This is a genomic window from Rhodanobacter hydrolyticus (assembly GCF_044904645.1).
Genome location: NZ_JADIKK010000008.1, coordinates 1110875 through 1130070, shown reverse-complemented (window position 1 = coordinate 1130070; position 19196 = coordinate 1110875). Strand labels below are relative to the sequence as shown.

Below are 19196 nucleotides of genomic sequence, written 5' to 3'. Positions count from 1 at the left end.
ATTTTTGCCCAGCCGGTCTTGGCAACGAAAGGCAACCGTTGGCAACGCTTGGCAACCAGTCGTCGCTACCGTTGGCGTTCGGCGTGCACCATGCCCCCAAGGACGCGCCGGCCAAGCTGCTGCGGCAGATCGACTCTGATGCGCAGGCCCTGGCCGTCTCGATCGCCGCGGGCCACCACAAGCTCGACTACATCGGCGCCTGTGTAGGCAAGTCGCGCGCCTACATCTCGCGCCTGCAGAACGGTGAACGCCCCATCCCTGACAAGCTGGTCAAGCCGCTCTGCGCGGCGACCGGCTCCAACCTGCTCGCGCAATTCCGCGAACTGCAGACCGCGCTGAACCGCTTCGAGGCGGAACGCGATGCGGTGAAGCATCTTGCGCGCCTTCTGGAGGCCGCATGAGCGAGGGCGAAACCTACGCATGGGCCGTGCGCACGCCGCACAGCATCGCCGGCACGCACTGGACCCTGCTGCGCACCCGGAAGCTCGCTCGGGCCTTCCGTCGGCAGCACGGCGGACGCCTCTACCACATCATCGAGGCGCACTGATGTCGCGCACCACGATCGACTTTCGCGACCAGGCAGCGCGTCCAGCGCCACCCGAAGGCGCGCTGGACTACACCGGGCACGAGCAGCTGGCGGAAGAGTTCCGGAAGGCGCTCGCCGGGCCAGCGGATGCGAATTGCTCGATGCGGCCCGTTCAATCGCCGTCCGGCAGCACGGATACCGGCGCCAACGCTGAGACGATGAGGGCATGACCAGTCCACTCGTTCCATCCGAAGTCGATCTCCGCGGTATGCCATGGATGCCGCTCGACACCGTGCGCCTGATCGACTCCGACCTGTTCGCGCTCTCGACGGGCGACGAGTTCAAGGCCGCCGTCGCACTGTGGTGCAAGTCCTGGACGCAGGTTCCGGCAGCCTCTTTGCCGAATGACGACCGGATTCTTGCACACCTGTCAGGGACAGCATCTCGCTGGAAGCGCGTGAAGGCGATGTGCATGCGTGGTTGGGTGCTGTGTGACGACGGCCGGTTCTATCACCCCGTCATCGCAGAAAAGGCGCTGGAAGCATGGAAGGAACGTGAGGAATTCCAGGATCGTCAGGAGAACGAATCGACCCGGTTGCAGAACTTCCGAGCAGAGCACAAAGCCTTACGCAGAGCGCTTCGCGCCCATGGGATCGTCCTCCCGTTCGACACCAAGATCGACGTCCTGCGTGAGCGTGTTGCGAACCTTCCTGAAACAAAACCTGAAACGGAAACTGAAACGCAACCTGAAACTGAAACGTTTCAGAACGGAAACGGCTGCAACGCACCTGCAATGGCTAAGACAGGGACAGGGACAGTTAAAGATCAAGAGCAAAAAGCTTCTCCGCACGCGCCGCTTTCGCAAGACCCTCCCGCGCGACCCAGTTCACCGACCGAGGCAGGGCGCGCGTGCCTGCTGATGCGACAGGCCGGCTGCGTCCAGACCAATCCCAGTCACCCCGACCTGCTCGCTGCCCTGGCCGAGGGCGTCACTCCCCAGGCGCTGCGCGACACCGCCGCCGAGGGTGTCGCCGCCGGCAAGGCCAAACCGTTCGCATGGGCCATCCAGACCGCACGCAGTCGCCACGCCGAAGGCGCCAGCGCACTGCCCGCAGGACCGCCGCGAACCGCTCGCGCCGCTGCACCCAGCAAAACCCTCCAAGGCATCCACGCACTGCAGGAACTCGGCAATGGCCACACCCGACTGGATTCTCCACGAGATCGCCCAGGGCTTGACGCGCCTCGCGACGCTGAGCCTTGACCGCACCCCCGCCATGGACGTGATCCAAGGCACCGCCATGGCCTGGCGCGAAGCCATCACGGAAGGGCGCCAGTTCGACCAGCAGCGCGACCGCGAGCGCTTCCGCATCGCCTTCCGCACGTTGGCCAGCACCTGCACGCACTGGCCCGCGCCGCGGCAACTCCTCGACGCGCTGCCGGCCATTCCGAACCCTGAGCAGGTGAAGCGCATCGAGCACGAGGAGCGCCGGCTGCGTGGACTGGAGCACCTCGCCGAAATCGCGAAGCAGATGGGGTACGACAGGCCGGAGGATGGCAGCGATGCGGCCGCAACCACTCCGTGATCGCGTCGTCGCTGTGCTTCGACTGCAGCCGATGACCTTCGACCAGCTTGCTCGCGCGCTCAGTGCCAGCCATTCGGGCGTCGAGCATGCCGTCCAGGAGTTGCATCAGGATCGCCGCGTGCTGCCTTGCAGCAAAGAGCGCGGCGGATCCTTTCGTCCGACGATCGTCTGGGGAATCGCATGACCCGCCCTGACCATTCGGCCTTCGCGCATGCGTGCGAGGAACGCGTCCAAGGCGCCCACTTCGTGCCCGCGCGCGCGCCTGAGGCGGGGAACGAAGCCCATGCGGTGGTGCGGCTGGTGCTGCCGTACCCGATCAGCAGCAACCGTTACTGGCGCCCGGTCCGCATCGGCAACCACATCACCATCGTGCCGACGAAGGAGGCGAAGGCGTACCGCTCGGAGGTCTCCACGCTGGCGACCCGGGCGATGGTGACGCCGATGGCAGGTCGTCTCGCGATGACGCTGCGGCTGTTCCCGGATCGACCGCTGGACTGGGCGAAGCGCGCCCGGAAGGATCCCGACACCTGGGCCGACAGTGTGCGCTGCATCGACCTGGGCAACTGCGAGAAGGTGCTGAGCGATGCGCTCAATGGCATCGCGTGGCAGGACGACAAGCAGCTGCACAGCATCGCGCTGGTGCGCTGCGAGCCGGACGATCGCGGCGCACGCGTCGAGGTCGAGATTGCGCCGCTGGTGGTCGAGCGCGTGGCGCCGGAGCTGTTCGCATGAAGCGCCGCACCTTCTTCCACGAACTCACTCCGCTCGCCCGCGCAATCGCTGCATCCGCTGCGCGGCAGCCGCCGAAGCTCTCCGAGGCCAAGGATGTGCCCGAGATCATGGCCAAGCGCGCGGCGAAACTGGCACGGCGCGCGGCGCGGGCAGCGAAGGAAACGGGTGCATGACCTGGAACACCAACGCCCCGCCACGTCAGGGCGAGTACCTCGTCGTGGACTCGTGGACGAAGCGCGAGGTCGGTCACTGGCGACCGGATATCGGTTGGTGCGTTCGCGGCAGGTTCGTCGGCCACGACGGCGTGCTGGGGTGGATGGAGTTGCCGGAAGTGCCGGCGAAGTTTCAGCGGGAGAGGTGGGGATGACGAACGAATTGTGGGGCAAAGACCGGCCGTTGCTGATGGAGCGGCTGGGTCGCCTACTGGGGTCAACCACGTATCGCGACCAAGACTCCGGTGGCGGCACGCCGTTTTCTTCGCGCAAGCTGACAGCTGAAGCCGAGCTGTTGGTGTCGCTCAAGATGGCGCAGCGGCATCCTGACGACGTGGGCCCGTGGATCGTCTACAGCCTGGCGCTGCAGGTGGATGATCGCCAACGCGAGATCGTCGAGTGGCTGGCCGGAAAGCTGGAGCAGGGCACGGGGTCGACTGGAAAGCGAAACCGCGACCGCATGCTTCCGGTAGCACTGGCGGCGTACAAGCTGGCAGTGCATGGCATCGAGGTTGATGCGCCGATTCATCGCAACCATCGAGACTTCACGCTATTGGCGAACATCGGCGCCGGCTGGCTATGGATGAAGTGCGAGGGCGCATTGGATCGCTGGGAGTTCGCGCTACGCAATGAGGGCGAGCAGGCACTTGACGTCAAGGGGGTAATCGCCTAGTTTTCGCCACGCTGCAAAGTTGCCACTTCCGAAAGCCTCGCCCTCACCGGCGGGGCTTTTTCGTTTCCGACGCACGGTAGATCAATGGCAGATCGCTGGGTTCATACCCCGGAGGTTGTCGGTTCAAGTCCGGCCCGTGCTACCACCTTTCCGATAGTCGCTAGCTCAACTGGCAGAGCGCGGAACTCCAAATCCCGAGGTTCCAGGTTCGACTCCTGGGCGGCTAGCCATTTCAGGACATCCCATGCGCGACGACCAGATAGATGCGGCGCGGGGTGTGGTTGCCTGTCTCCTTTCGGCGCTGATCATCTGGGCGCTTTTTTCGCTGTGTGGAGTCGGGCAATGATCGATCTTCCTGCCACACCACAAACCGTGTTGGCGAAGGTGATCGTGCCGGCGCTGGCGTTGCTGCCAGCGCAGATGGACACGCCGCCGGCGCGCGTGCTGCTGGTGGCGTTCGGTGCGCAGGAGACAGGCTATCGGACGCGCCAGCAGCAGGGCGGTCCGGCGCATGGCCTGTGGCAGTGCGAGCGACCGCTGATGCAGCTGCTGCTCGACAACAAAGCCAGCTCAGCCGAGGTGTACGCGCTCTGCAAGTCGCGCGCCGTGGCGCCGCTGGCATCGGACATGTACTGGGCATTGCTCACGGATGACCTGTTCGCCGCTGGCACCGCTCGGCTGGCGCTGTGGTGCAACTTGGCGCCACTGCCAGCGTTGGGCAATGTGGACGCAGCCTTCGACTACTACATCGCGACGTGGGGGCCTGGCGCCTACACACGCGGCACGCCGGCCGAACGCGCCGCCATCCGGCAGCGGTTCAACGACAACTACAGCGCCGCGCTCGCGGCCGTCTCCGGAAGCGAGGCATGACGGAAATGGATTTGGACCAGCAAGACAACGGCCATTGGCACTTCCGACTGGGTCCGGTCGAAAAGTACATCGTGACCGGCGCGGCTGTGCTGCTGTTCCTGTCCTGGGGATGGATCTTCGATTCCACGATGGGCCGCTTCGACAACCAGCAGAAGACGCTGGACGGCATGACCACGCAGATCGCGGTGCTGAACAGCCAGATCACCACCCTGACGCAGCAGCTCGCCGACGTGCCTGGCCTGACGCGACAGATGGCCGAGCTGAAGGTGCAGGTTGACCGCAACAGCGCCGACATCCACGACCTGCAGGCGACACGGAAGCTGCGGTGATGATGCGCGCCGCGCTGCTCTGCCTGGTGCTGGCGGGATGCACGGCACCACCTCCGATCACTGCGCCTCGTTCGGCTGCGGTCGTCGTGCAGGACCATCCGCTGCCGGATTACCTCACCGAGCATTGCGCGGTAGCGCTACCGGTGAACCAGAGCGTGGCCGAGGTGGTGCGTGTCGCGAACGAGCGCAAGCAGGCGCTGATCGCCTGCAACGCGAAGCTGGACACAATCCGATCGATCCAGGGGAAGAAGCCGTGAAGCCTGAGACGCTGGCGCTTCTGCAGCGGCTGCTGGCGAAGCTCAACGAGAAGTCGAGCGTGTACGGCTACGTCGCTCTGGTGACCTCGGTCCTGTGCAAGCAATGGGCGAATGAGGCAGGGAGCATCGCGGCGATCATTTCAGCCAGCGCCGGCATCGCCCTGGTCATCCTCAGCGATCCGCAAGTGCGCTTCCTGCTCACCGGTCAAAAGCCGCCGGCACAAACCGCGCCCACCGTTCCGCAGCCCTTCGATTCCGACACCAACCCCAAAGGGTAATCCCATGAAACGCCTGTCCATGCTGGTGGCCTTGGCCGCCATGGTTTCGCTCGCCTTGATCGCCGGCTGTGCCACCAAACCGCCATCGCCCGCGCAGATCGCTGCCGTTGCGTGTCCATCGATCAATGCCGGCGTGACGCTGCTCAAGACCTTCAATGCCGAGATGGCCGCTGTTCCGTCCTCTGCGGGGTTCGCAACCAAGGCCCAGGCCGATCTCACCAAATATGCGCCGACCATCGATGCGGTGTGCGCAGCTGGCGCGACCGTGACGGCGACCAACCTCAGCGCATTGAAGACGCAGGCATTGCCGGCGCTCGGTTCGATTGTCGGCGCGCTACCGCTCACCGCCGCGCAGCAGATGCAGGCACAAACCATTCTCGTCGCCGCCGAAACAGCGATGGGCCTTGTCGGCGTGGTCGAGCAGCAGATCGCCGCAGCGAAGGCTGCGCCGGTATCGGCATCGAGTGCGGCTAACCCGTGAAGCTGAAGCGCGTCAACGATGGCTCCGGGAACCTCTGGGGTTATCGCTTCCACTGCCCGGGTTGCGACGACGAGCACATTGTGGGTTTGTCGTGGACGTTCAACGGCTCAATGGAGAGTCCCACCTTTTCTCCGAGCGTTCTTGTGCGCAGCGGGCATTACCTGCACGAGCCGCAGGTGGCAGGAAACTGCTATTGCGATTGGGCCGAGCGCATGCCTGATCGCGAACCTTCGTCGTTCAAGTGCGAGCGATGCCACTCGTTCGTGCGTGATGGAAGGATCCAGTTTCTGTCGGATTGCAGCCATGTGATGGCTGGACAGACAGTCGATCTCCCCGAACTGGTGGACGCGTGAACCCTGTCGACTATGCCCTGCTGGCCCAGCGCGCCTATTCGGACGCGCCGACCATCGGGCAGGCTGACAGCGCCTCGAGGATGCATGTGTACGGCGACGTGCACATGTTCCGGGGGAGCGACGACATCCAGTCGTGGCTGCACGACTTCGACATTGCGCTGGTGGATACGCCGTTCGGCAAGCTGCATGCCGGTATCTGGCATGCATGGCTCGACATCCGCGAGCCTTGTCTGGCACTCCCGCCTCCATCTGCCATCGGAGGCCATAGCGAAGGCGCTGGGCTGGCGATCTTCGAAGCGGCCGAATGGGCGAAGCTGGGTCACGTCGTGCCGGTATACGCCTTCGAGCCGCCGCGCATCTGCGGCGACGACGTGCTGGCCAAGATGCTCGCCGTCTGGAAAGTTCCGTTCTTCGCCACTCGAAACGGCAACGACCTGGTGACCGAAATCCCCACGCTCATGTCGCTACCCGGTCCGCTGACGCGGATCGGCACGCCAGCATTGTCGCTGCCCAACCTCATCGACCATTCCATCGACCGCGTTATCGCGGCGCTGAGCAACCCATGAACGCCATGCACCGCAGCCTCGGCCAGCTTCGCCACACGCAGCTCGCCATCTGCATTTGGCTGGCGCTGCAGAGCTGGAGGGTCTAAGTCATGGTTGCGCCGCGCAAGTATGACCGGGACAAGCTGGTCCAAGACATTTGCGCACGCCTTGCAGATGGGGAGCCTCTGACGGTCATTTGCCGATCGCTCGGCATTCCGAAGCGTACGGTGGACGAATGGCGCGGAATCGATCCATTGATTGCCGCTCAGTTCGATGATGCACGTGATCATGGATATGACGCGATTGCCAAGCATGCGCGCGAAGTGGCCTCTGGCAATCATCGAAAGGGAAAGGATTCATCGACGAATGTGCAGCGCGACAAGCTGATCGTCGAGACGGATTTGAAGCTTCTGGCGAAGTGGGATCCGCGGCGCTATGGCGACAAGCAGCAGGTTTCGCTGGAGGGCGGTGAGCGTCCTATCGTGCTTCAACAGCTGACGCGCGAAGAGCTTCGCGCCACGCTGCAGGCGGCGATCCCCAAGCTGACGGGGTGACCCGTGGAATTCACGGACACCGAGATCCAAGCCATCCGGCAGGTCGCGCCGGCTGACTTGTTGACCTTCAGCCAGTGGATGTTCCTGAAGCGAAAGGGCTATGCCTGGCGCATGGGTGAGCATCATCGCGTCATGACCGACGCACTGATGCGCGTGTACGACGGCGAGTGCAAGAGGCTGATTATCAACGTTCCGCCGCGGTATTCGAAGACGGAACTTGCGGTCGTGAACTTCATGGGCTGGGCCTTGGGCAATGTTCCCGATGCCGAATTCATCCACACCAGCTATAGCGGCGACCTGGCGGCGAACAATGCCTGGCAGGCGCGCGAGCTCGTGCAGCACGAAGAGTTCCGGGCGATCTTTCCGGGAATGGCATTGCGTTCGGACAGCACGGCGCGCAACCACTGGCGCACGAATGTCGATGGTTGCGTGTACGCCGTAGGCTCGGGCGGAACGATCACGGGCTTCGGGGCAGGCAAGCATCGACCAGGCTTCGGCGGCGCGATCATCATCGACGACCCTCACAAGGCCGACGAGGCGCGCAGCGACATCAAGCGGCAGAACGTGCTCGATTGGTTCCAGAACACGTTGGAATCACGTAAGAACGGTCCCGACACGCCGATCATCCTCATCATGCAGCGCTTGCATGAAGATGACCTTGCGGGCTGGCTGCTGCGCGGCGGTAACGGTGAGCAATGGGAGCATGTCTGCCTCCCTGCGATTCGGGATGATGGGCAACCGCTCTGGCCGGCCAAACATGATCTGGCTGAGCTTCGCCGCATGGAGCAGGCCAGCCCATACGTGTTCGCTGGTCAGTACATGCAGCGTCCGGCGCCGCTGGAAGGCGGACTCTTCAAGCCGGATCAGCTGCAGGTGGTTGATGCGGTGCCGGCTGGCGAGATCCGCTGGTGCCGTGGCTGGGACTTGGCCAGCGTGACCGAGGACGGCGACTGGACGGCCGGCGGCAAGCTTGGACGGCTCGCCGACGGTCGCTACATCATCGGCGATATGGCGCGACTGCAGCGCGGCCCGGACGAACGTGACGCGGCCATCGTCAACACGACGGCGATGGACGGCAAGAGTGTCGTGGTGAGCTATCCGCAAGATCCTGGGCAGGCGGGCAAGACGCAGGCCCTTTACATGACCCGTGCTCTGGCCGGGTATCGCGTCAAGACGAGCCCGGAGACGGGCGACAAGGTGACACGTGCCGAACCGCTCGCCGCTCAGGTGAACGTTGGAAACGTGTTGATGCTGCGTGGACCGTGGAACGAGGCGCTGGTGAACGAAATGCGGATGTTCCCGAATGGCAGTCACGACGATCAGGTCGATGCGCTTAGCCGCGCCTTCGCCGAAGTCATGGCTCCCCGGCGCTCCTGGTTCGGATAACCCATGGCCTTTTTTCGCAAGTCCAAACCGGAGACGGCAGCGCCTCCGGCGATTCGCCGCGCTTCCAGCTGGTTCAGCACGCATGCGCGTGACGATGCGAATGTCGCGCCATTCGATGTGCAGGGTTATTTGCGCTCACTGCCGACGCCGAAGGAATCCGGTGCCAAGTCGGCCATGGATGACTGGGGTGGCGACGACCTCAAGCTGTGGAACAACTCGCCGGCCTTGATGTCGGGCGAGATCGTCGGATGGTATGCGGCGCAGTCCTTCATCAGCCACCAGCTCGCCGGCATCGTGGCGCAGCACTGGTTGGTCAACAAGGCCTGTTCCGTGCCGGCGCGCGATGCAATCCGTAAGGGATACGCCATCGTCACGGAAGACGGCGATGACCTGGACCCTGAAGCGATCAAGCTGTTCAAGCAGTATGACCGCCGTTTTCGTCTGCGCCATCACCTCGTTGACTTCATCCGCAAGGGGCGCATCTTCGGCGTCCGCATTGCGATGTTCAAGGTGGATTCCACGGACTCGGAATACTACGAGAAGCCCTTCAACCTCGATGGCGTGACCAAGGGAAGCTACAAGGGCATCGTGCAGGTCGATCCGTACTGGACGGCTCCGCTGCTCGATGGTCCTGCCGCGTCCCAGCCCGACTCGCTGCACTTCTACGAGCCGACGTGGTGGATCATCAACGGGCGAAAGATTCACCGCTCGCACCTCTGCATCTATCGGCATGACGAACCGGTCGATGTGCTGAAGCCGCAATACCTGTACGGCGGCGTGCCATTGCCGCAGCAGATCATGGAGCGCGTCTACGCCGCAGAGCGCGTGGCGAACGAAGCGCCTGAGCTGGCGATGACCAAACGCACGACAGTCTGGCTGACCGACATGGAAAAGGTCATGGCCAATCCGCAGGAGGCGCTGCAGCGGCTTCAGGAATGGACTCAAAATCGCAACAGCTATGGCGTCAAGCTGGGCGACAAGGAAGGCGATCAACTGGAGCAGTTCGACACCACGCTGGCCGACTTCGATGCGCTGATGATGTCGCAATACCAGCTGGTGGCGGCGATTGCGCGCATGCCGGCGACGAAGCTATTGGGTACGAGCCCCAAGGGCTTCGGCGCGTCAGGCGAGTACGAAGAATCGAGCTATCACGAAGAGCTGGAGTCGATTCAGGACGATGTGACGCCCTTCCTGGAGCGGCATCAGGCGCTCGTCTGGCGGTCCTACATTGCGCCCAAGCTGGGCGGCGCGAATGTCTCCACGTCCGTCATGTGGAACCCACTGGACACGCCGACAGCCGCCGAGCTGGCGACAACGAACATGACCAAGGCGCAGACGGGTCAGCTTCTGATCCAGTCCGGCGCGATCACGAGTGAGGCCGAACAAAAGCGCGTTGCCATGGACAAGGAAAGTGGCTATCACGCACTTGGCCTCGACGACTTCGATGACGACGAAGCTTCGAAAGCCGATTGATGCCCGCGGTGCCGTCGGTGGCGAGCTCCGACCGGCCGTAGGCATTGCGGCGGAGTTCTACAAGCCGGTGCGCCTCATGCTGGAAAAGATGGGTGCAGAGATCAAGCGGGAGATGTTGGCGGCGTTCCATGCGGCCGGCATGGACCACATGGCCATGGATGCGCCAGATGGCTCCAGCCAAGCGCGCATCCGTCTCAACAAGATCGGCAACAAGTGGAAGCCGAGGTTCAGCGAACTGTCGAAGCGCATCGTGGATCGCATGATGGCGCAGACGCTGAAGAACTCGGCGGTCACGCTGGGCATGTCACTGCGCCAGATCTCCAAGGACTTCGAGGTCGACACGAGTTTCCTCAACGACCGGATCGAGCAGGTCATCTCGGCGAGCACGCAGGAAGCGGCCAACCTCATCAAGGTGATTCCGGAGCAGTATCTGTCCGACGTTCAGGGCGCGGTGATGCGCTCGATCTCGACGGGGAAAGGATTGAAAGACCTCGTGCCGACGCTCAATCGGCTCTACGACGGGCGCATCAAGCATGCGCGCAACGTGGCGCTGGATCAGACGCGCAAGGCCTACAGCAACATCACCGCAGCCCGGCTCCAGGCCTTGGGCTGCGAGTCGTTCATCTGGGTGCATACCGGCGGTGGCAAGCACCCGCGCAAGGATCATATCGACATGTCGGGCAACGAGTACCGGTACGACGATCTACCGGTCATCGGCGTGATGTACGGGCAAGAGGTGCGCGGCAAGCCCGGCGATCTTCCATTCTGTCGGTGTATTCAGAAGCCGGTGTTCAATTGGGCGTAGAATCAGCGCATGACCGATGGTGAAAAATTGCTGGGCTTCTTCGCAATCCTTTTGGGTTGCGTCCTTCCAATATCCGCGGGAATCGTTGAGCTGTATCGTTCAAGGAAGGATTTTCGCTGGTGGGCTGGTCCATATATCTTGTGGTCGCTAATCCGCCACATAGTGTTCAAAAAACCGTTTGACCCGGAAAAGATAGACAGGGTCATCACTCCAGACTGATCAGCCCCACCAATGGATCTTTGCGACCACATCATTGGACTCACCGCCGGGGAAGGTCATTCCTATGACCTCTTGAGGTTAAGCGAAATTGGTAATGAGGCTGCACGGATTCGGCAGTGCATCAAAAGCCGACAGGCCATCCTTCCGACAATGCCTGTGGATGAAGCGCTTATCTCCGAATCAGATGTGAAAGTCATCAAGGCTTCGCTTGAGGAAGAGTTCAATTTCTGTCCACTCTGTGCAGCGAAGATCGAGCTGGATAGCTAGCCGGTCAAGTCACTATCAGGACCAACCAAACCCCGCTCTGGCGGGGTTTTTTATTGGGCGAATGAAATGCCACTGAAGTCAGGCTCTAGCCGAGCCGTCATCTCGGAAAACATCGCCGAGCTGGTCAACGCCGGCCATCCGCAGGCCCAGGCCGTCGCCATCGCCTACAACAACGCCCGCAAGTCGCATGGCGTGGATAAGGGTGATGGCAACCCGGACAACGATCATCAGCGCGACCTGAAGACGGAGCCGGACACGAAGGTCGTGGCGTTCATCATCTACACCGACGATGAAAAGATCCTGTGGATGCGCCGCACGAAGGACAACTCGTGGGGCTTTCCCGGCGGCCATGTCGAGGAAGGCGAGAGCCCCATCGAGGGTGCGATCCGCGAGAGCCGCGAGGAAACGGCCTATGTGCCTCGCACGGGCCTGGCCGAGATTTACGTGGAAGGGGATGTGCATCTCTTCCACTGCAACGACGGTCGCTTCGATCCGCAGCTCAATGACGAGCACGACGCTTTCGTGTGGGCGCCTTTCGAGGACGCCCCGGAACCGCTGTTCCCGAAGATCGCCGACGACGCGGAGAAGATCGCGGAGGGTGCCGCGGCGGCCATGGATCGCCGCGAGTACGACACCAACGGCTGGTTCGAGGTCAAGGACAACCCGCTTTCGCTCGTCGGCGTGTTCCCGTACCTGGGTCGCTCGATCGATCCGAATGCTGATCCCGACAAGCTCTTCAATGTCCTTCGTCCCGCGGAGGAATTGGCGTCCCCGGAGTGCGTGGAGTCATTCAAGCTTCTCCCTTGGATCGACAACCACACCATGCTCGGTGATGAAGATGACGGCCTTACCCCTGCCGAGCGCAAGGGCGTGCAGGGCGTCATCGGTCAGGAGGTCTACTTCACCCTGGACGATCCGGAATTTCCATCCGGCGCGCTCAAGGGGAATTTGAAAGTCTTCTCCGAAGCAATGGCTTCTCTCATTGCGAACGGCAAGAAGGAACTCTCGTGCGGATATCGCTGCCGCTACGAGTATGCGCCGGGCACGTTCAACGGCCAGGCCTACGACTACATCCAGCGTGATATCCGCGGCAATCACATTGCTTCTGTCGACTCCGGTCGCATGGGAAGCAAGGTCGCGGTCCAAGACCATCTCGTTTTCACGATCGACCAGAAGGAATTCACCATGGCAACCAAAGCCAATAGCGGTATGTCGCAAGAGGAAGCCCTCAAGGCGTTCCAGACCTTGCGTCCGAGCCTCATGCAGATGATTGCCGCGATGGACGCGGCGGCCAGCAAGGAGGACGAAGAAGAGGAGGAGGAGTCGAAGGATTCCGAGGAGGAAGAGGAAAAGGAGAAGAAGGACGCCAAGGACAAGGGCAAGGATTCCGGTGACAAGGAAGGCAAGGACAAGGCCAAGGACGAAGAGGAAGAGAAGAAGGACGACGAGAAGAAGGACAAGAAGGGCGAAGGGATGGATGCTGCAGCCATCGCCCAGAAGGTCGAGCAGACCATCGCGGCCAAGCGCAAACTCTACGATGCCCTTTCGCCGCACATCGGCGCTTTCGACCACGACGACATGTCGCTGGCGAAGATGGCCAAGTACGGGTGCAAGCAGCTCGGGCTGGACGCACCGAAGGGCCAGCGCCTGACCTACCTGCAGGCCTACCTCAACGGCAAGGGCCAGCAGCCCGCGCATGCCCAGGACAGCGCGCCCGCGCGTCGCCCCGGAAACTTCCTCGACCGCCACTTCCAGAAGGGGGCCTAATCCATGACTTCCGCAGCTTTCCAGAGCACCGTCAACGTCACCCTCGGCTTCGGTGTCGTGGGCGAGTTGATCCTCAAGACCCCGCATCGTGCCGACTCGCTGACCATCGACAGCAACGGCGGCACCATCGGCAACTTCTTCACCAAGAGCAACACCACGGGCGTTGCGACCCAGGGCGGCACCATTGCCTCGGCCGTCGTCGCGGCCGGCTTCCTGGTCAATCCGAAGGTCTACGCCTCCGTGGGCGACTCCGGCGGCACGCTGGACCCGACGCTCACCCTGCCGGCCTATTCGCAGGGCGAATTCCTGAAGGAAGGCGACATCGTTGTCGCCCTCACCGGTGCCGGCAACATCGGCGACCAGGTGCAGTACAACGAAACCACCGGCGTTCTCAGCGCCGTAGCCCCGGGCGGTTCCGCGACCACGGGTAACGCGCTCATCTCGGGCGCCGTCGTGACGAGCTACACCAGCGCCGCTGGTCTGGTCTCCATCCACGTCAACCTCAACGCGTAAGGAACCGACTCATGAATGCACTTCGTGAACTGTCGTATATCGCCCCGCGCGATGTGCGACCCATCCAGATGACCGGTCAGGACGTGGCGGACTACGAGCTGCTGTCCAATATCGGCATTTCGTTCGGCAAGAATCCCCGCGATGCGGCTCGCAACTTGCGGGAGATGGCGAACTACGCCATGGACAGCCAGGGTCTCGTGACGCAGGCCAGCATCGGCGTGCCGATCCAGTTCCTGCAGGAATGGATGCCCGGCTTCGTCGGCTTCAACACCGCCGCCATGAAGGCGGACGAGCTGATGGGTATCAGCACCGTCGGCTCGTGGCACCTCGAAGAAGTGGTGCAGGGCATTCTGGAGCCGGTTGGCAACGCCGTGCCCTATGGCGACTACACCAACGTGCCGCTGTCGAGCTGGAACACCAACTTCGTGCGGCGCACGGTGGTGCGATTCGAAAAGGGCCTGAAGGTCGGCTCCCTGGAAGCGGCTCGCGCTGCCGAAATCCGCGTGGACTCGGCGTCCACCAAGCGTGGCGCCTCGGCCCGCGCCCTGGAGATCCAGCGCAACCTGATCGGCTTCAACGGCTTCAACTCGGGCAACGACCGCACCTATGGCTTCCTGAACGATACGGGCCTGCCGGGTTACGTCACGGTCGCCGCCTCGGGCACGGGTTCCACCACCACCTGGTCGACCAAGACCATGCTGCAGATCATCGCCGACCTGCAGGCTGCGGCGGCTCAGCTGCAGATCCAGTCGCAGGACACCATCAACCCGCAGGACACGGAATGCACCCTGGCCGTGGCGACGGCGGTGTACCAGTACCTGTCCACCCCGAGCGACCTCGGCTACTCGGTGATCAAGTACATCAAGGACACCTACCCGAAGTGGCGCATCATCTCCGCTCCGCAGCTGAACAGTGCGAACGGTGGCGCCAACGTGTTCTATCTGTACGCGGAGAAGGTAGAGGACGGCGGCTCGGACGACTCGCGCGTGTGGCTGCAGTGCGTGCCGGCGAAGTTCATGGCGCTGGGCGTGGAGAAGCTGGCCAAGTCCTACGTCGAGGACTACACCAACGCCACGGCGGGTGCGATGTGCAAGCGCCCCTACGCGGTGGTGCGCTACTCCGGCGTGTAAGGCGCAGCAACAGTAATCGGACGGGCCGCGAAAGCGGCTTTTTTTATGGGCGCTCTTCGGAGCGCCTTTTCTTTTCAAGCCGGAGGAATCCCGATGGGCAAGACCGTGCACGTGTTCTCCACACTGGCCAACGACCAGAACTACACCAACTACGATTTCAGCCCGGAAGGCATCCCGATCCCGAATTTCAAGTGCTTCATCAAGGGCGGCGCGGGCGTGGCGAACGATCGACTGATCACTCCGCTTGGTGTCGGCACGGAGATTCCCGAGGAACATCTGGCGCGGCTGGAGAAGAACCCCGACTTCCAGCGACACAAGAGGAACGGCTTCATCCTCGTGCGCGATCGCCGCAACGATCCCGACAAGATCGCCACCGATATGAATGCTCGCGACCTCTCCAAGCCGCTGACGCCGGCCGACTACCTGGAAAAGGAAGTCGATGCGGTGGTGTCGGGCGGCAAGCAGGTCATGAGCCGCGAAGCCGCCTGACATGTCCTGGACGCCGCCGGCCTACAACGATGGGAACTTCCGGTCGCAGTTCCCGGCGTTCGCCAATACGACGACCTATCCCGAAGCCATGTTGCAGGGTTACTGGACGATGGGAACGGCGTACATCAATCAGGACGGCGGCCCGGGCTGGATGAAGAACCCGGCGCAGCTTCAGTTGGCACTGGACCTCATGGCGGCGCATCTCGCGCAGTCCTACACCCTGATCAATGCCGGCGTCCCGTCAGTATTGGTGCAGGGCTCGACGGAAGGCTCCGTATCGGTATCCCTGACGCCGCCGCCAGTGAAGTCGGCCTTCGGGTACTGGCTGGCGACGACGGCCTATGGCGCGCAACTCCGCGCGTTGCTAGGCGTTGTTGCTAGCGTGGGATTCTACGTAGGCGGGTCGTGCGAGCGCGCGGGGTTCCGCAAGGCGGGAGGAGTGTTCGGATGATCAATATCAATCTTCCCAAAGTCCCAGGTGTGGTGCTCAGCACGCCTGATGGGCTGTATGAAGTGATCGACCATGGTGTCGAGGGGAAAATACAGATCGTCGGGGTGAATGCCATGCTTTTCGGAGATCAGCTCCGCATGCTGGCTGATGCCGGTTACATCCTGAACGAGGCGTTCGAAATGGAGCGCGACAAGTCGGACGGCGATCTTCTTGTCCCGAAGATCTTCACTGCCTACATCTTCGCCACGCCATGAACGACCTCAACTTCGACAAGATCAATGCTCGCCTCGCGCGCATCCCGCAAGAGTTCGACGGCATGGTCGCGCAGGTGGGCTTTCCACAGGGACTCGAATACGAGGACGGCACGCCCGTCGCTTATGTGGCTGCCATCCAGAACTTCGGCGCGCCGGCCGTCGGTATTCCGAAGCGACCCTTCATCGAGCCTGCTATCAGCGATCACAAGCAGGACTGGGTGCGCCTGATGGGGCACGGTGCGCGCAAGGTGGGCGAAGGTTCGCTATCAGCCTTCGATGTACTCGACGGCGTAGGTCGCATGGCCGTGGGCGACATCCAAGAGGAAATCGCCTCGATCACGTCGCCGGAGCTGAGTCCCATCACCGTGCTTCTGCGCAAATGGATGAAGGAGGGTCGCACCATTACCGGAAAGACTGTGGGCGAAGCCGCACAGGCCATTGAGGATGGCGTTGATCCCGGCACTGACGACAAGCCGCTGAATGCGACGGGCTTCCTGATCGCCTCGGTGCGCAATGCCGTCAACAAGGCCGATGCCGAGTTTGAGGCCGAATGATGCAGCTGCGGGCACTTGTCAACGGGTACACGCAGGTGGTGAACCAGAACCTGCAGGCTGTCCCGTGGTTGCAATCTACCGGCTACACGACGGACAGCAACGGCAGGCGCACACCGATGACGGTCACGAACACGGGCAGCGCGCAGGTTCAAGCCGTGGCCGGGGCGTTGCTTCGCCACATCGATGCACTGAACATCACGGGTGTCCTGCGTTCTGTCTACTGGTACGGCAACCTGCAGAGCGTGGTGCGCACTGACCAGCAGGGTGGCGACATCCTGCAATTTCCGGAGATTCCCGGCGGCCCAGTGCGGAATTGGCTGGTGACTACCGTGATTGAGACCTGGCCCGACTGGGCGCACGTCATCGTGACCTTGCAAACCTCATGACCGCGACCATTGACATTACCGACCAGGATGTCTTCGGCGCGGTGCGTTCGTTGCTGCTTTCGATCCTGCCTGCAGGGACGGAGGTCGTGCAGGGCCAGGACAACCGGGTGCCGATGCCTCTGCAGGGCGCCAATGGCGGCTTCGTCGTCATGACCAGTGCCGGGCAGACACGATTGGCGTACAACGCCACCAACTACACACCAGGCACCGCCAATCCCGGCACCAAGATGATGCAGCCGGCGACGCAGTATGCCGTGCAGCTCGACTTCTACGGCCCATCGTCTGCCGCATGGGCTGCCATGACACAGGCTGTGTTTCGGGACGAATACGCCACGGACGACATGCCGGCCAACATCCAGCCGCTCTATGCCGATGATCCCATGCAGATGCCATTGATCGACGGCGAAGAGCAGTACGAGCAGCGATGGAAGCTCACCGCGAACGTGCAATACAACCCGCAGATCACGGTGCCGCAGAACTTCGGCGACACCTTCCCCATCGGCGTGAACAGCGTCGATGCGGTTGCCCCGCCGTAAGGCTTAACCAGTCCCGCCGACATCCATCCAAGCCGCCGCAAGGCGGCTTTTTCGTTTCCGCACCGGAGCCGATACATGCAGAACTCGATCCCCATTTCGCAACTCGCCAGCGCGCAGTCGGGCGTCATCGCTCCCGCGGGAACGCTGAACTACCTCAACGGGTTGATCCTCACCCAGAACCCGGCCGTGCCGATCGGCTCCGTGATGTCGTTCTCGGCAGCCAACTCCGCGGCCGCCGTGGGCGCCTTCTTCGGCTTGTCGTCTCCCGAATATGCCGCGGCGCAGCTCTACGCCCAAGGCCCGGACAACTCGACGCAGACGCCGCAGTCGATCCTCTTCGCGCAGTATCCCGAAAGTGCCGTCAGCGGATACCTGCGCGGCGGGGCGCTCAGCTTGACGCTGACGCAGCTCCAGGAGCTGACTGGGACCCTGACAATCACTTTCGCCGGTACGGCGCTCACCTCGTCCTCGATCAACCTGTCGTCGGCGACGAGCTTCAGCAATGCCGCCACGGTCATCGCGGCAGCCTTTACATCGCCGCCGTTCGCCGTGGCCTACGACAGCCAGCGCAACGCCTTCACCTTCACCTCGACGGCGACCGGCGCGACGGAGACCATCACCTACGCCTCCGGTTCGCTGGCAGCCGGCCTGAACCTGACGCAGGCGACGGGCGCCGTCCTGTCCCAGGGTGCGGCCGCGGCCACGATCAATGCGTTCATGAGCGCACTCGTCGGCGTCAACCAGCAGTGGTTCTCCTTCACGACGATGTGGGAGCCGGATGTCTCGGACAAGACCTCGTTCTCGCAATGGACCAGCGAGCAGAGCAATGGCTATGCCTACGTCGGCTACGACAGTGATCCGAACGTCCTGAACCAGCAGGGCAGCACGGAAACCTGGGGCTATGCCGTCCAGCAAGGCAGCTACAGCGGCTCCAACCTGCTCGCCGGCACGATCAATCAGGCGATGCAGGTCATGGGGTACTACGCCAGCCTCAACTTCGAAGCGGTGAATGGGCGAACGACACTGTCCGGTCGAACCTGGGTCGGGCAATCGCCATATGTCAGCGACCTGACCTCGTACACGAACATGCTGGCGAACGGCTATAGCTCCTACTGCGGCTTCGCCTCCAAAAAAGGCAACTTCAACTCGTTCGAGAGCGGCTCGATTTCTGGCCCCTACCTCTGGGCGGACTCCTACGCCAACCAGGCATGGCTGCGCGACAACCTGCAGCTTGCCCTGGTCAAGGCCAAGCAGCAGTCCAATGCGATCCCGTACAACACGGACGGCAATGCGCTGATCGAAGCGGCCGTCTCCACCGTCATGTCGCAGTTCACGACCTTCGGCGGCTGCGTGAATGGCGTGACGCTGAGCCAGAGCCAGATTCAAGAGATCACCAGCCTCACGGGAGGCACGGATATCTCCGGCACGTTGTTCTCGCAGGGTTGGTATCTCTTCATCGGCACGGCGACTTCCAGCACCCGCGTCTCGCGCACCAGTGGGCCGCTTGCCCTGTTCTATGTGGATGGCCAGTCCGTCCAAGTCATCGACCTGACCGCCTACGAGGTGCAATAAC

The 19196-nt window shown here is 62.6% G+C and carries 32 protein-coding genes and 2 tRNA genes; all 34 read left to right on the top strand.

Features of this window, described 5'->3' with window-relative positions:
• Positions 1-38: 38 nt before the first annotated feature.
• Positions 39-401 (top strand): hypothetical protein, encoded by a 363-nt coding sequence (locus ISP25_RS07650; protein WP_404612938.1) that lies wholly within the window; start codon positions 39-41, stop codon positions 399-401.
• Positions 398-547 (top strand): hypothetical protein, encoded by a 150-nt coding sequence (locus ISP25_RS07645; protein ID WP_404612936.1) that lies wholly within the window; start codon positions 398-400, stop codon positions 545-547. The genes ISP25_RS07650 and ISP25_RS07645 overlap by 4 nt, the downstream gene beginning before the upstream one ends.
• A complete protein-coding gene (locus tag ISP25_RS07640; protein ID WP_404612934.1) occupies positions 547-756 on the top strand; it encodes a hypothetical protein in 210 nt (69 codons plus the stop codon). Before ISP25_RS07645 ends, ISP25_RS07640 begins: the two co-directional genes overlap by 1 nt.
• A complete protein-coding gene (locus ISP25_RS07635) occupies positions 753-1787 on the top strand; it encodes a DUF1376 domain-containing protein (protein ID WP_404612933.1) in 1035 nt (344 codons plus the stop codon). Before ISP25_RS07640 ends, ISP25_RS07635 begins: the two co-directional genes overlap by 4 nt.
• Positions 1717-2109, top strand: coding sequence for a hypothetical protein (locus tag ISP25_RS07630; protein WP_404612931.1), 393 nt, complete (start codon positions 1717-1719; stop codon positions 2107-2109). Before ISP25_RS07635 ends, ISP25_RS07630 begins: the two co-directional genes overlap by 71 nt.
• Positions 2110-2140: 31 nt before the next feature.
• A complete protein-coding gene (locus ISP25_RS07625; RefSeq protein WP_404612929.1) occupies positions 2141-2293 on the top strand; it encodes a hypothetical protein in 153 nt (50 codons plus the stop codon).
• Positions 2290-2841, top strand: a complete 552-nt coding sequence (locus ISP25_RS07620; RefSeq protein WP_404612927.1) for a RusA family crossover junction endodeoxyribonuclease — start codon at positions 2290-2292, stop codon at positions 2839-2841. The genes ISP25_RS07625 and ISP25_RS07620 overlap by 4 nt, the downstream gene beginning before the upstream one ends.
• Positions 2838-3014, top strand: a complete 177-nt coding sequence (locus ISP25_RS07615) for a hypothetical protein (RefSeq protein ID WP_404612925.1) — start codon at positions 2838-2840, stop codon at positions 3012-3014. Before ISP25_RS07620 ends, ISP25_RS07615 begins: the two co-directional genes overlap by 4 nt.
• Entirely contained in the window at positions 3011-3208 is a 198-nt protein-coding gene (locus tag ISP25_RS07610) for a hypothetical protein (protein ID WP_404612923.1), read from the top strand. Before ISP25_RS07615 ends, ISP25_RS07610 begins: the two co-directional genes overlap by 4 nt.
• Entirely contained in the window at positions 3205-3726 is a 522-nt protein-coding gene (locus tag ISP25_RS07605; protein WP_404612921.1) for a hypothetical protein, read from the top strand. Before ISP25_RS07610 ends, ISP25_RS07605 begins: the two co-directional genes overlap by 4 nt.
• Positions 3727-3796: 70 nt before the next feature.
• Positions 3797-3871, top strand: a tRNA-Met gene (locus ISP25_RS07600).
• A gap of 9 nt (positions 3872-3880) precedes the next feature.
• A tRNA-Trp gene (locus tag ISP25_RS07595) sits at positions 3881-3956 on the top strand.
• A 112-nt stretch (positions 3957-4068) separates the two neighbouring features.
• Positions 4069-4596, top strand: a complete 528-nt coding sequence (locus ISP25_RS07590; RefSeq protein ID WP_404612919.1) for a hypothetical protein — start codon at positions 4069-4071, stop codon at positions 4594-4596.
• Entirely contained in the window at positions 4593-4925 is a 333-nt protein-coding gene (locus ISP25_RS07585) for a hypothetical protein (RefSeq protein WP_404612917.1), read from the top strand. Before ISP25_RS07590 ends, ISP25_RS07585 begins: the two co-directional genes overlap by 4 nt.
• Entirely contained in the window at positions 4925-5182 is a 258-nt protein-coding gene (gene lysC / locus ISP25_RS07580) for an Rz1-like lysis system protein LysC (RefSeq protein ID WP_450088483.1), read from the top strand. Before ISP25_RS07585 ends, lysC begins: the two co-directional genes overlap by 1 nt.
• Positions 5179-5460, top strand: a complete 282-nt coding sequence (locus ISP25_RS07575) for a dynein light chain family protein (RefSeq protein WP_404612913.1) — start codon at positions 5179-5181, stop codon at positions 5458-5460. Before lysC ends, ISP25_RS07575 begins: the two co-directional genes overlap by 4 nt.
• A 4-nt stretch (positions 5461-5464) precedes the next feature.
• Positions 5465-5941 carry a hypothetical protein gene (locus ISP25_RS07570; protein WP_404612911.1) on the top strand — a complete coding sequence of 159 codons (477 nt, stop codon included), beginning with the start codon at positions 5465-5467 and terminating at the stop codon, positions 5939-5941.
• A complete protein-coding gene (locus tag ISP25_RS07565) occupies positions 5938-6294 on the top strand; it encodes a DUF6527 family protein (RefSeq protein WP_404612909.1) in 357 nt (118 codons plus the stop codon). Before ISP25_RS07570 ends, ISP25_RS07565 begins: the two co-directional genes overlap by 4 nt.
• Positions 6291-6860 (top strand): lipase family protein, encoded by a 570-nt coding sequence (locus ISP25_RS07560; protein ID WP_404612908.1) that lies wholly within the window; start codon positions 6291-6293, stop codon positions 6858-6860. The genes ISP25_RS07565 and ISP25_RS07560 overlap by 4 nt, the downstream gene beginning before the upstream one ends.
• An 89-nt stretch (positions 6861-6949) precedes the next feature.
• Entirely contained in the window at positions 6950-7393 is a 444-nt protein-coding gene (locus tag ISP25_RS07555; RefSeq protein ID WP_404612906.1) for a terminase small subunit-like protein, read from the top strand.
• A gap of 3 nt (positions 7394-7396) precedes the next feature.
• Entirely contained in the window at positions 7397-8779 is a 1383-nt protein-coding gene (gene terL, locus ISP25_RS07550; RefSeq protein WP_404612904.1) for a phage terminase large subunit, read from the top strand.
• 3 nt (positions 8780-8782) lie between these two features.
• Complete coding sequence (locus ISP25_RS07545) at positions 8783-10252, top strand: phage portal protein (protein ID WP_404612902.1); 1470 nt, start codon at positions 8783-8785, stop codon at positions 10250-10252.
• Positions 10224-11057: a phage head morphogenesis protein gene (locus tag ISP25_RS07540; RefSeq protein ID WP_404612900.1), complete on the top strand. Its 834-nt coding sequence runs from the start codon at positions 10224-10226 to the stop codon at positions 11055-11057. Before ISP25_RS07545 ends, ISP25_RS07540 begins: the two co-directional genes overlap by 29 nt.
• 9 nt (positions 11058-11066) lie before the next feature.
• Positions 11067-11276, top strand: coding sequence for a hypothetical protein (locus tag ISP25_RS07535; RefSeq protein ID WP_404612898.1), 210 nt, complete (start codon positions 11067-11069; stop codon positions 11274-11276).
• Positions 11277-11609: 333 nt separating this feature from the next.
• Positions 11610-13310, top strand: a complete 1701-nt coding sequence (locus ISP25_RS07530; RefSeq protein ID WP_404612896.1) for a DUF2213 domain-containing protein — start codon at positions 11610-11612, stop codon at positions 13308-13310.
• A 3-nt stretch (positions 13311-13313) separates the two neighbouring features.
• Complete coding sequence (locus tag ISP25_RS07525) at positions 13314-13823, top strand: structural cement protein Gp24 (RefSeq protein ID WP_404612894.1); 510 nt, start codon at positions 13314-13316, stop codon at positions 13821-13823.
• Between the two features lie 11 nt (positions 13824-13834).
• Positions 13835-14953: a major capsid family protein gene (locus tag ISP25_RS07520; RefSeq protein WP_404612893.1), complete on the top strand. Its 1119-nt coding sequence runs from the start codon at positions 13835-13837 to the stop codon at positions 14951-14953.
• A gap of 93 nt (positions 14954-15046) precedes the next feature.
• Positions 15047-15442 (top strand): hypothetical protein, encoded by a 396-nt coding sequence (locus ISP25_RS07515; RefSeq protein WP_404612891.1) that lies wholly within the window; start codon positions 15047-15049, stop codon positions 15440-15442.
• Between the two features lies 1 nt (position 15443).
• A complete protein-coding gene (locus ISP25_RS07510) occupies positions 15444-15893 on the top strand; it encodes a DUF4054 domain-containing protein (protein WP_404612889.1) in 450 nt (149 codons plus the stop codon).
• On the top strand, positions 15890-16147 hold the full coding sequence (locus ISP25_RS07505; RefSeq protein ID WP_404612887.1) for a hypothetical protein: 258 nt from the start codon (positions 15890-15892) through the stop codon (positions 16145-16147). The genes ISP25_RS07510 and ISP25_RS07505 overlap by 4 nt, the downstream gene beginning before the upstream one ends.
• A 62-nt stretch (positions 16148-16209) precedes the next feature.
• A complete protein-coding gene (locus ISP25_RS07500; protein ID WP_404612885.1) occupies positions 16210-16701 on the top strand; it encodes a hypothetical protein in 492 nt (163 codons plus the stop codon).
• The gene (locus tag ISP25_RS07495; RefSeq protein WP_404612884.1) at positions 16698-17087 is read left to right on the top strand and encodes a hypothetical protein; all 390 of its coding nucleotides are present in this window, start codon (positions 16698-16700) and stop codon (positions 17085-17087) included. Before ISP25_RS07500 ends, ISP25_RS07495 begins: the two co-directional genes overlap by 4 nt.
• Complete coding sequence (locus ISP25_RS07490) at positions 17084-17623, top strand: phage neck terminator protein (protein WP_404612882.1); 540 nt, start codon at positions 17084-17086, stop codon at positions 17621-17623. Before ISP25_RS07495 ends, ISP25_RS07490 begins: the two co-directional genes overlap by 4 nt.
• Positions 17624-17698: 75 nt before the next feature.
• Positions 17699-19195 carry a DUF3383 family protein gene (locus ISP25_RS07485; RefSeq protein WP_404612880.1) on the top strand — a complete coding sequence of 499 codons (1497 nt, stop codon included), beginning with the start codon at positions 17699-17701 and terminating at the stop codon, positions 19193-19195.
• The last annotated feature ends 1 nt before the right edge of the window (position 19196 follow it).

What these genes read in the sequence shown, in the direction of transcription:
- ISP25_RS07645 (WP_404612936.1), top strand. Translation starts at nt 398, where the DNA reads ATGAGCGAGGGCGAAACCTACGCATGGGCCGTGCGCACGCCGCACAGC.
- ISP25_RS07640 (WP_404612934.1), top strand. Translation starts at nt 547, where the DNA reads ATGTCGCGCACCACGATCGACTTTCGCGACCAGGCAGCGCGTCCAGCG.
- ISP25_RS07635 (WP_404612933.1), top strand. Translation starts at nt 753, where the DNA reads ATGACCAGTCCACTCGTTCCATCCGAAGTCGATCTCCGCGGTATGCCA.
- ISP25_RS07630 (WP_404612931.1), top strand. Translation starts at nt 1,717, where the DNA reads ATGGCCACACCCGACTGGATTCTCCACGAGATCGCCCAGGGCTTGACG.
- ISP25_RS07625 (WP_404612929.1), top strand. Translation starts at nt 2,141, where the DNA reads ATGACCTTCGACCAGCTTGCTCGCGCGCTCAGTGCCAGCCATTCGGGC.
- ISP25_RS07620 (WP_404612927.1), top strand. Translation starts at nt 2,290, where the DNA reads ATGACCCGCCCTGACCATTCGGCCTTCGCGCATGCGTGCGAGGAACGC.
- ISP25_RS07615 (WP_404612925.1), top strand. Translation starts at nt 2,838, where the DNA reads ATGAAGCGCCGCACCTTCTTCCACGAACTCACTCCGCTCGCCCGCGCA.
- ISP25_RS07610 (WP_404612923.1), top strand. Translation starts at nt 3,011, where the DNA reads ATGACCTGGAACACCAACGCCCCGCCACGTCAGGGCGAGTACCTCGTC.
- ISP25_RS07605 (WP_404612921.1), top strand. Translation starts at nt 3,205, where the DNA reads ATGACGAACGAATTGTGGGGCAAAGACCGGCCGTTGCTGATGGAGCGG.
- ISP25_RS07590 (WP_404612919.1), top strand. Translation starts at nt 4,069, where the DNA reads ATGATCGATCTTCCTGCCACACCACAAACCGTGTTGGCGAAGGTGATC.
- ISP25_RS07585 (WP_404612917.1), top strand. Translation starts at nt 4,593, where the DNA reads ATGACGGAAATGGATTTGGACCAGCAAGACAACGGCCATTGGCACTTC.
- lysC (WP_450088483.1), top strand. Translation starts at nt 4,925, where the DNA reads ATGATGCGCGCCGCGCTGCTCTGCCTGGTGCTGGCGGGATGCACGGCA.
- ISP25_RS07570 (WP_404612911.1), top strand. Translation starts at nt 5,465, where the DNA reads ATGAAACGCCTGTCCATGCTGGTGGCCTTGGCCGCCATGGTTTCGCTC.
- ISP25_RS07555 (WP_404612906.1), top strand. Translation starts at nt 6,950, where the DNA reads ATGGTTGCGCCGCGCAAGTATGACCGGGACAAGCTGGTCCAAGACATT.
- ISP25_RS07545 (WP_404612902.1), top strand. Translation starts at nt 8,783, where the DNA reads ATGGCCTTTTTTCGCAAGTCCAAACCGGAGACGGCAGCGCCTCCGGCG.
- ISP25_RS07540 (WP_404612900.1), top strand. Translation starts at nt 10,224, where the DNA reads ATGACGACGAAGCTTCGAAAGCCGATTGATGCCCGCGGTGCCGTCGGT.
- ISP25_RS07535 (WP_404612898.1), top strand. Translation starts at nt 11,067, where the DNA reads ATGACCGATGGTGAAAAATTGCTGGGCTTCTTCGCAATCCTTTTGGGT.
- ISP25_RS07530 (WP_404612896.1), top strand. Translation starts at nt 11,610, where the DNA reads ATGCCACTGAAGTCAGGCTCTAGCCGAGCCGTCATCTCGGAAAACATC.
- ISP25_RS07525 (WP_404612894.1), top strand. Translation starts at nt 13,314, where the DNA reads ATGACTTCCGCAGCTTTCCAGAGCACCGTCAACGTCACCCTCGGCTTC.
- ISP25_RS07520 (WP_404612893.1), top strand. Translation starts at nt 13,835, where the DNA reads ATGAATGCACTTCGTGAACTGTCGTATATCGCCCCGCGCGATGTGCGA.
- ISP25_RS07515 (WP_404612891.1), top strand. Translation starts at nt 15,047, where the DNA reads ATGGGCAAGACCGTGCACGTGTTCTCCACACTGGCCAACGACCAGAAC.
- ISP25_RS07510 (WP_404612889.1), top strand. Translation starts at nt 15,444, where the DNA reads ATGTCCTGGACGCCGCCGGCCTACAACGATGGGAACTTCCGGTCGCAG.
- ISP25_RS07505 (WP_404612887.1), top strand. Translation starts at nt 15,890, where the DNA reads ATGATCAATATCAATCTTCCCAAAGTCCCAGGTGTGGTGCTCAGCACG.
- ISP25_RS07500 (WP_404612885.1), top strand. Translation starts at nt 16,210, where the DNA reads ATGGTCGCGCAGGTGGGCTTTCCACAGGGACTCGAATACGAGGACGGC.
- ISP25_RS07495 (WP_404612884.1), top strand. Translation starts at nt 16,698, where the DNA reads ATGATGCAGCTGCGGGCACTTGTCAACGGGTACACGCAGGTGGTGAAC.
- ISP25_RS07490 (WP_404612882.1), top strand. Translation starts at nt 17,084, where the DNA reads ATGACCGCGACCATTGACATTACCGACCAGGATGTCTTCGGCGCGGTG.
- ISP25_RS07485 (WP_404612880.1), top strand. Translation starts at nt 17,699, where the DNA reads ATGCAGAACTCGATCCCCATTTCGCAACTCGCCAGCGCGCAGTCGGGC.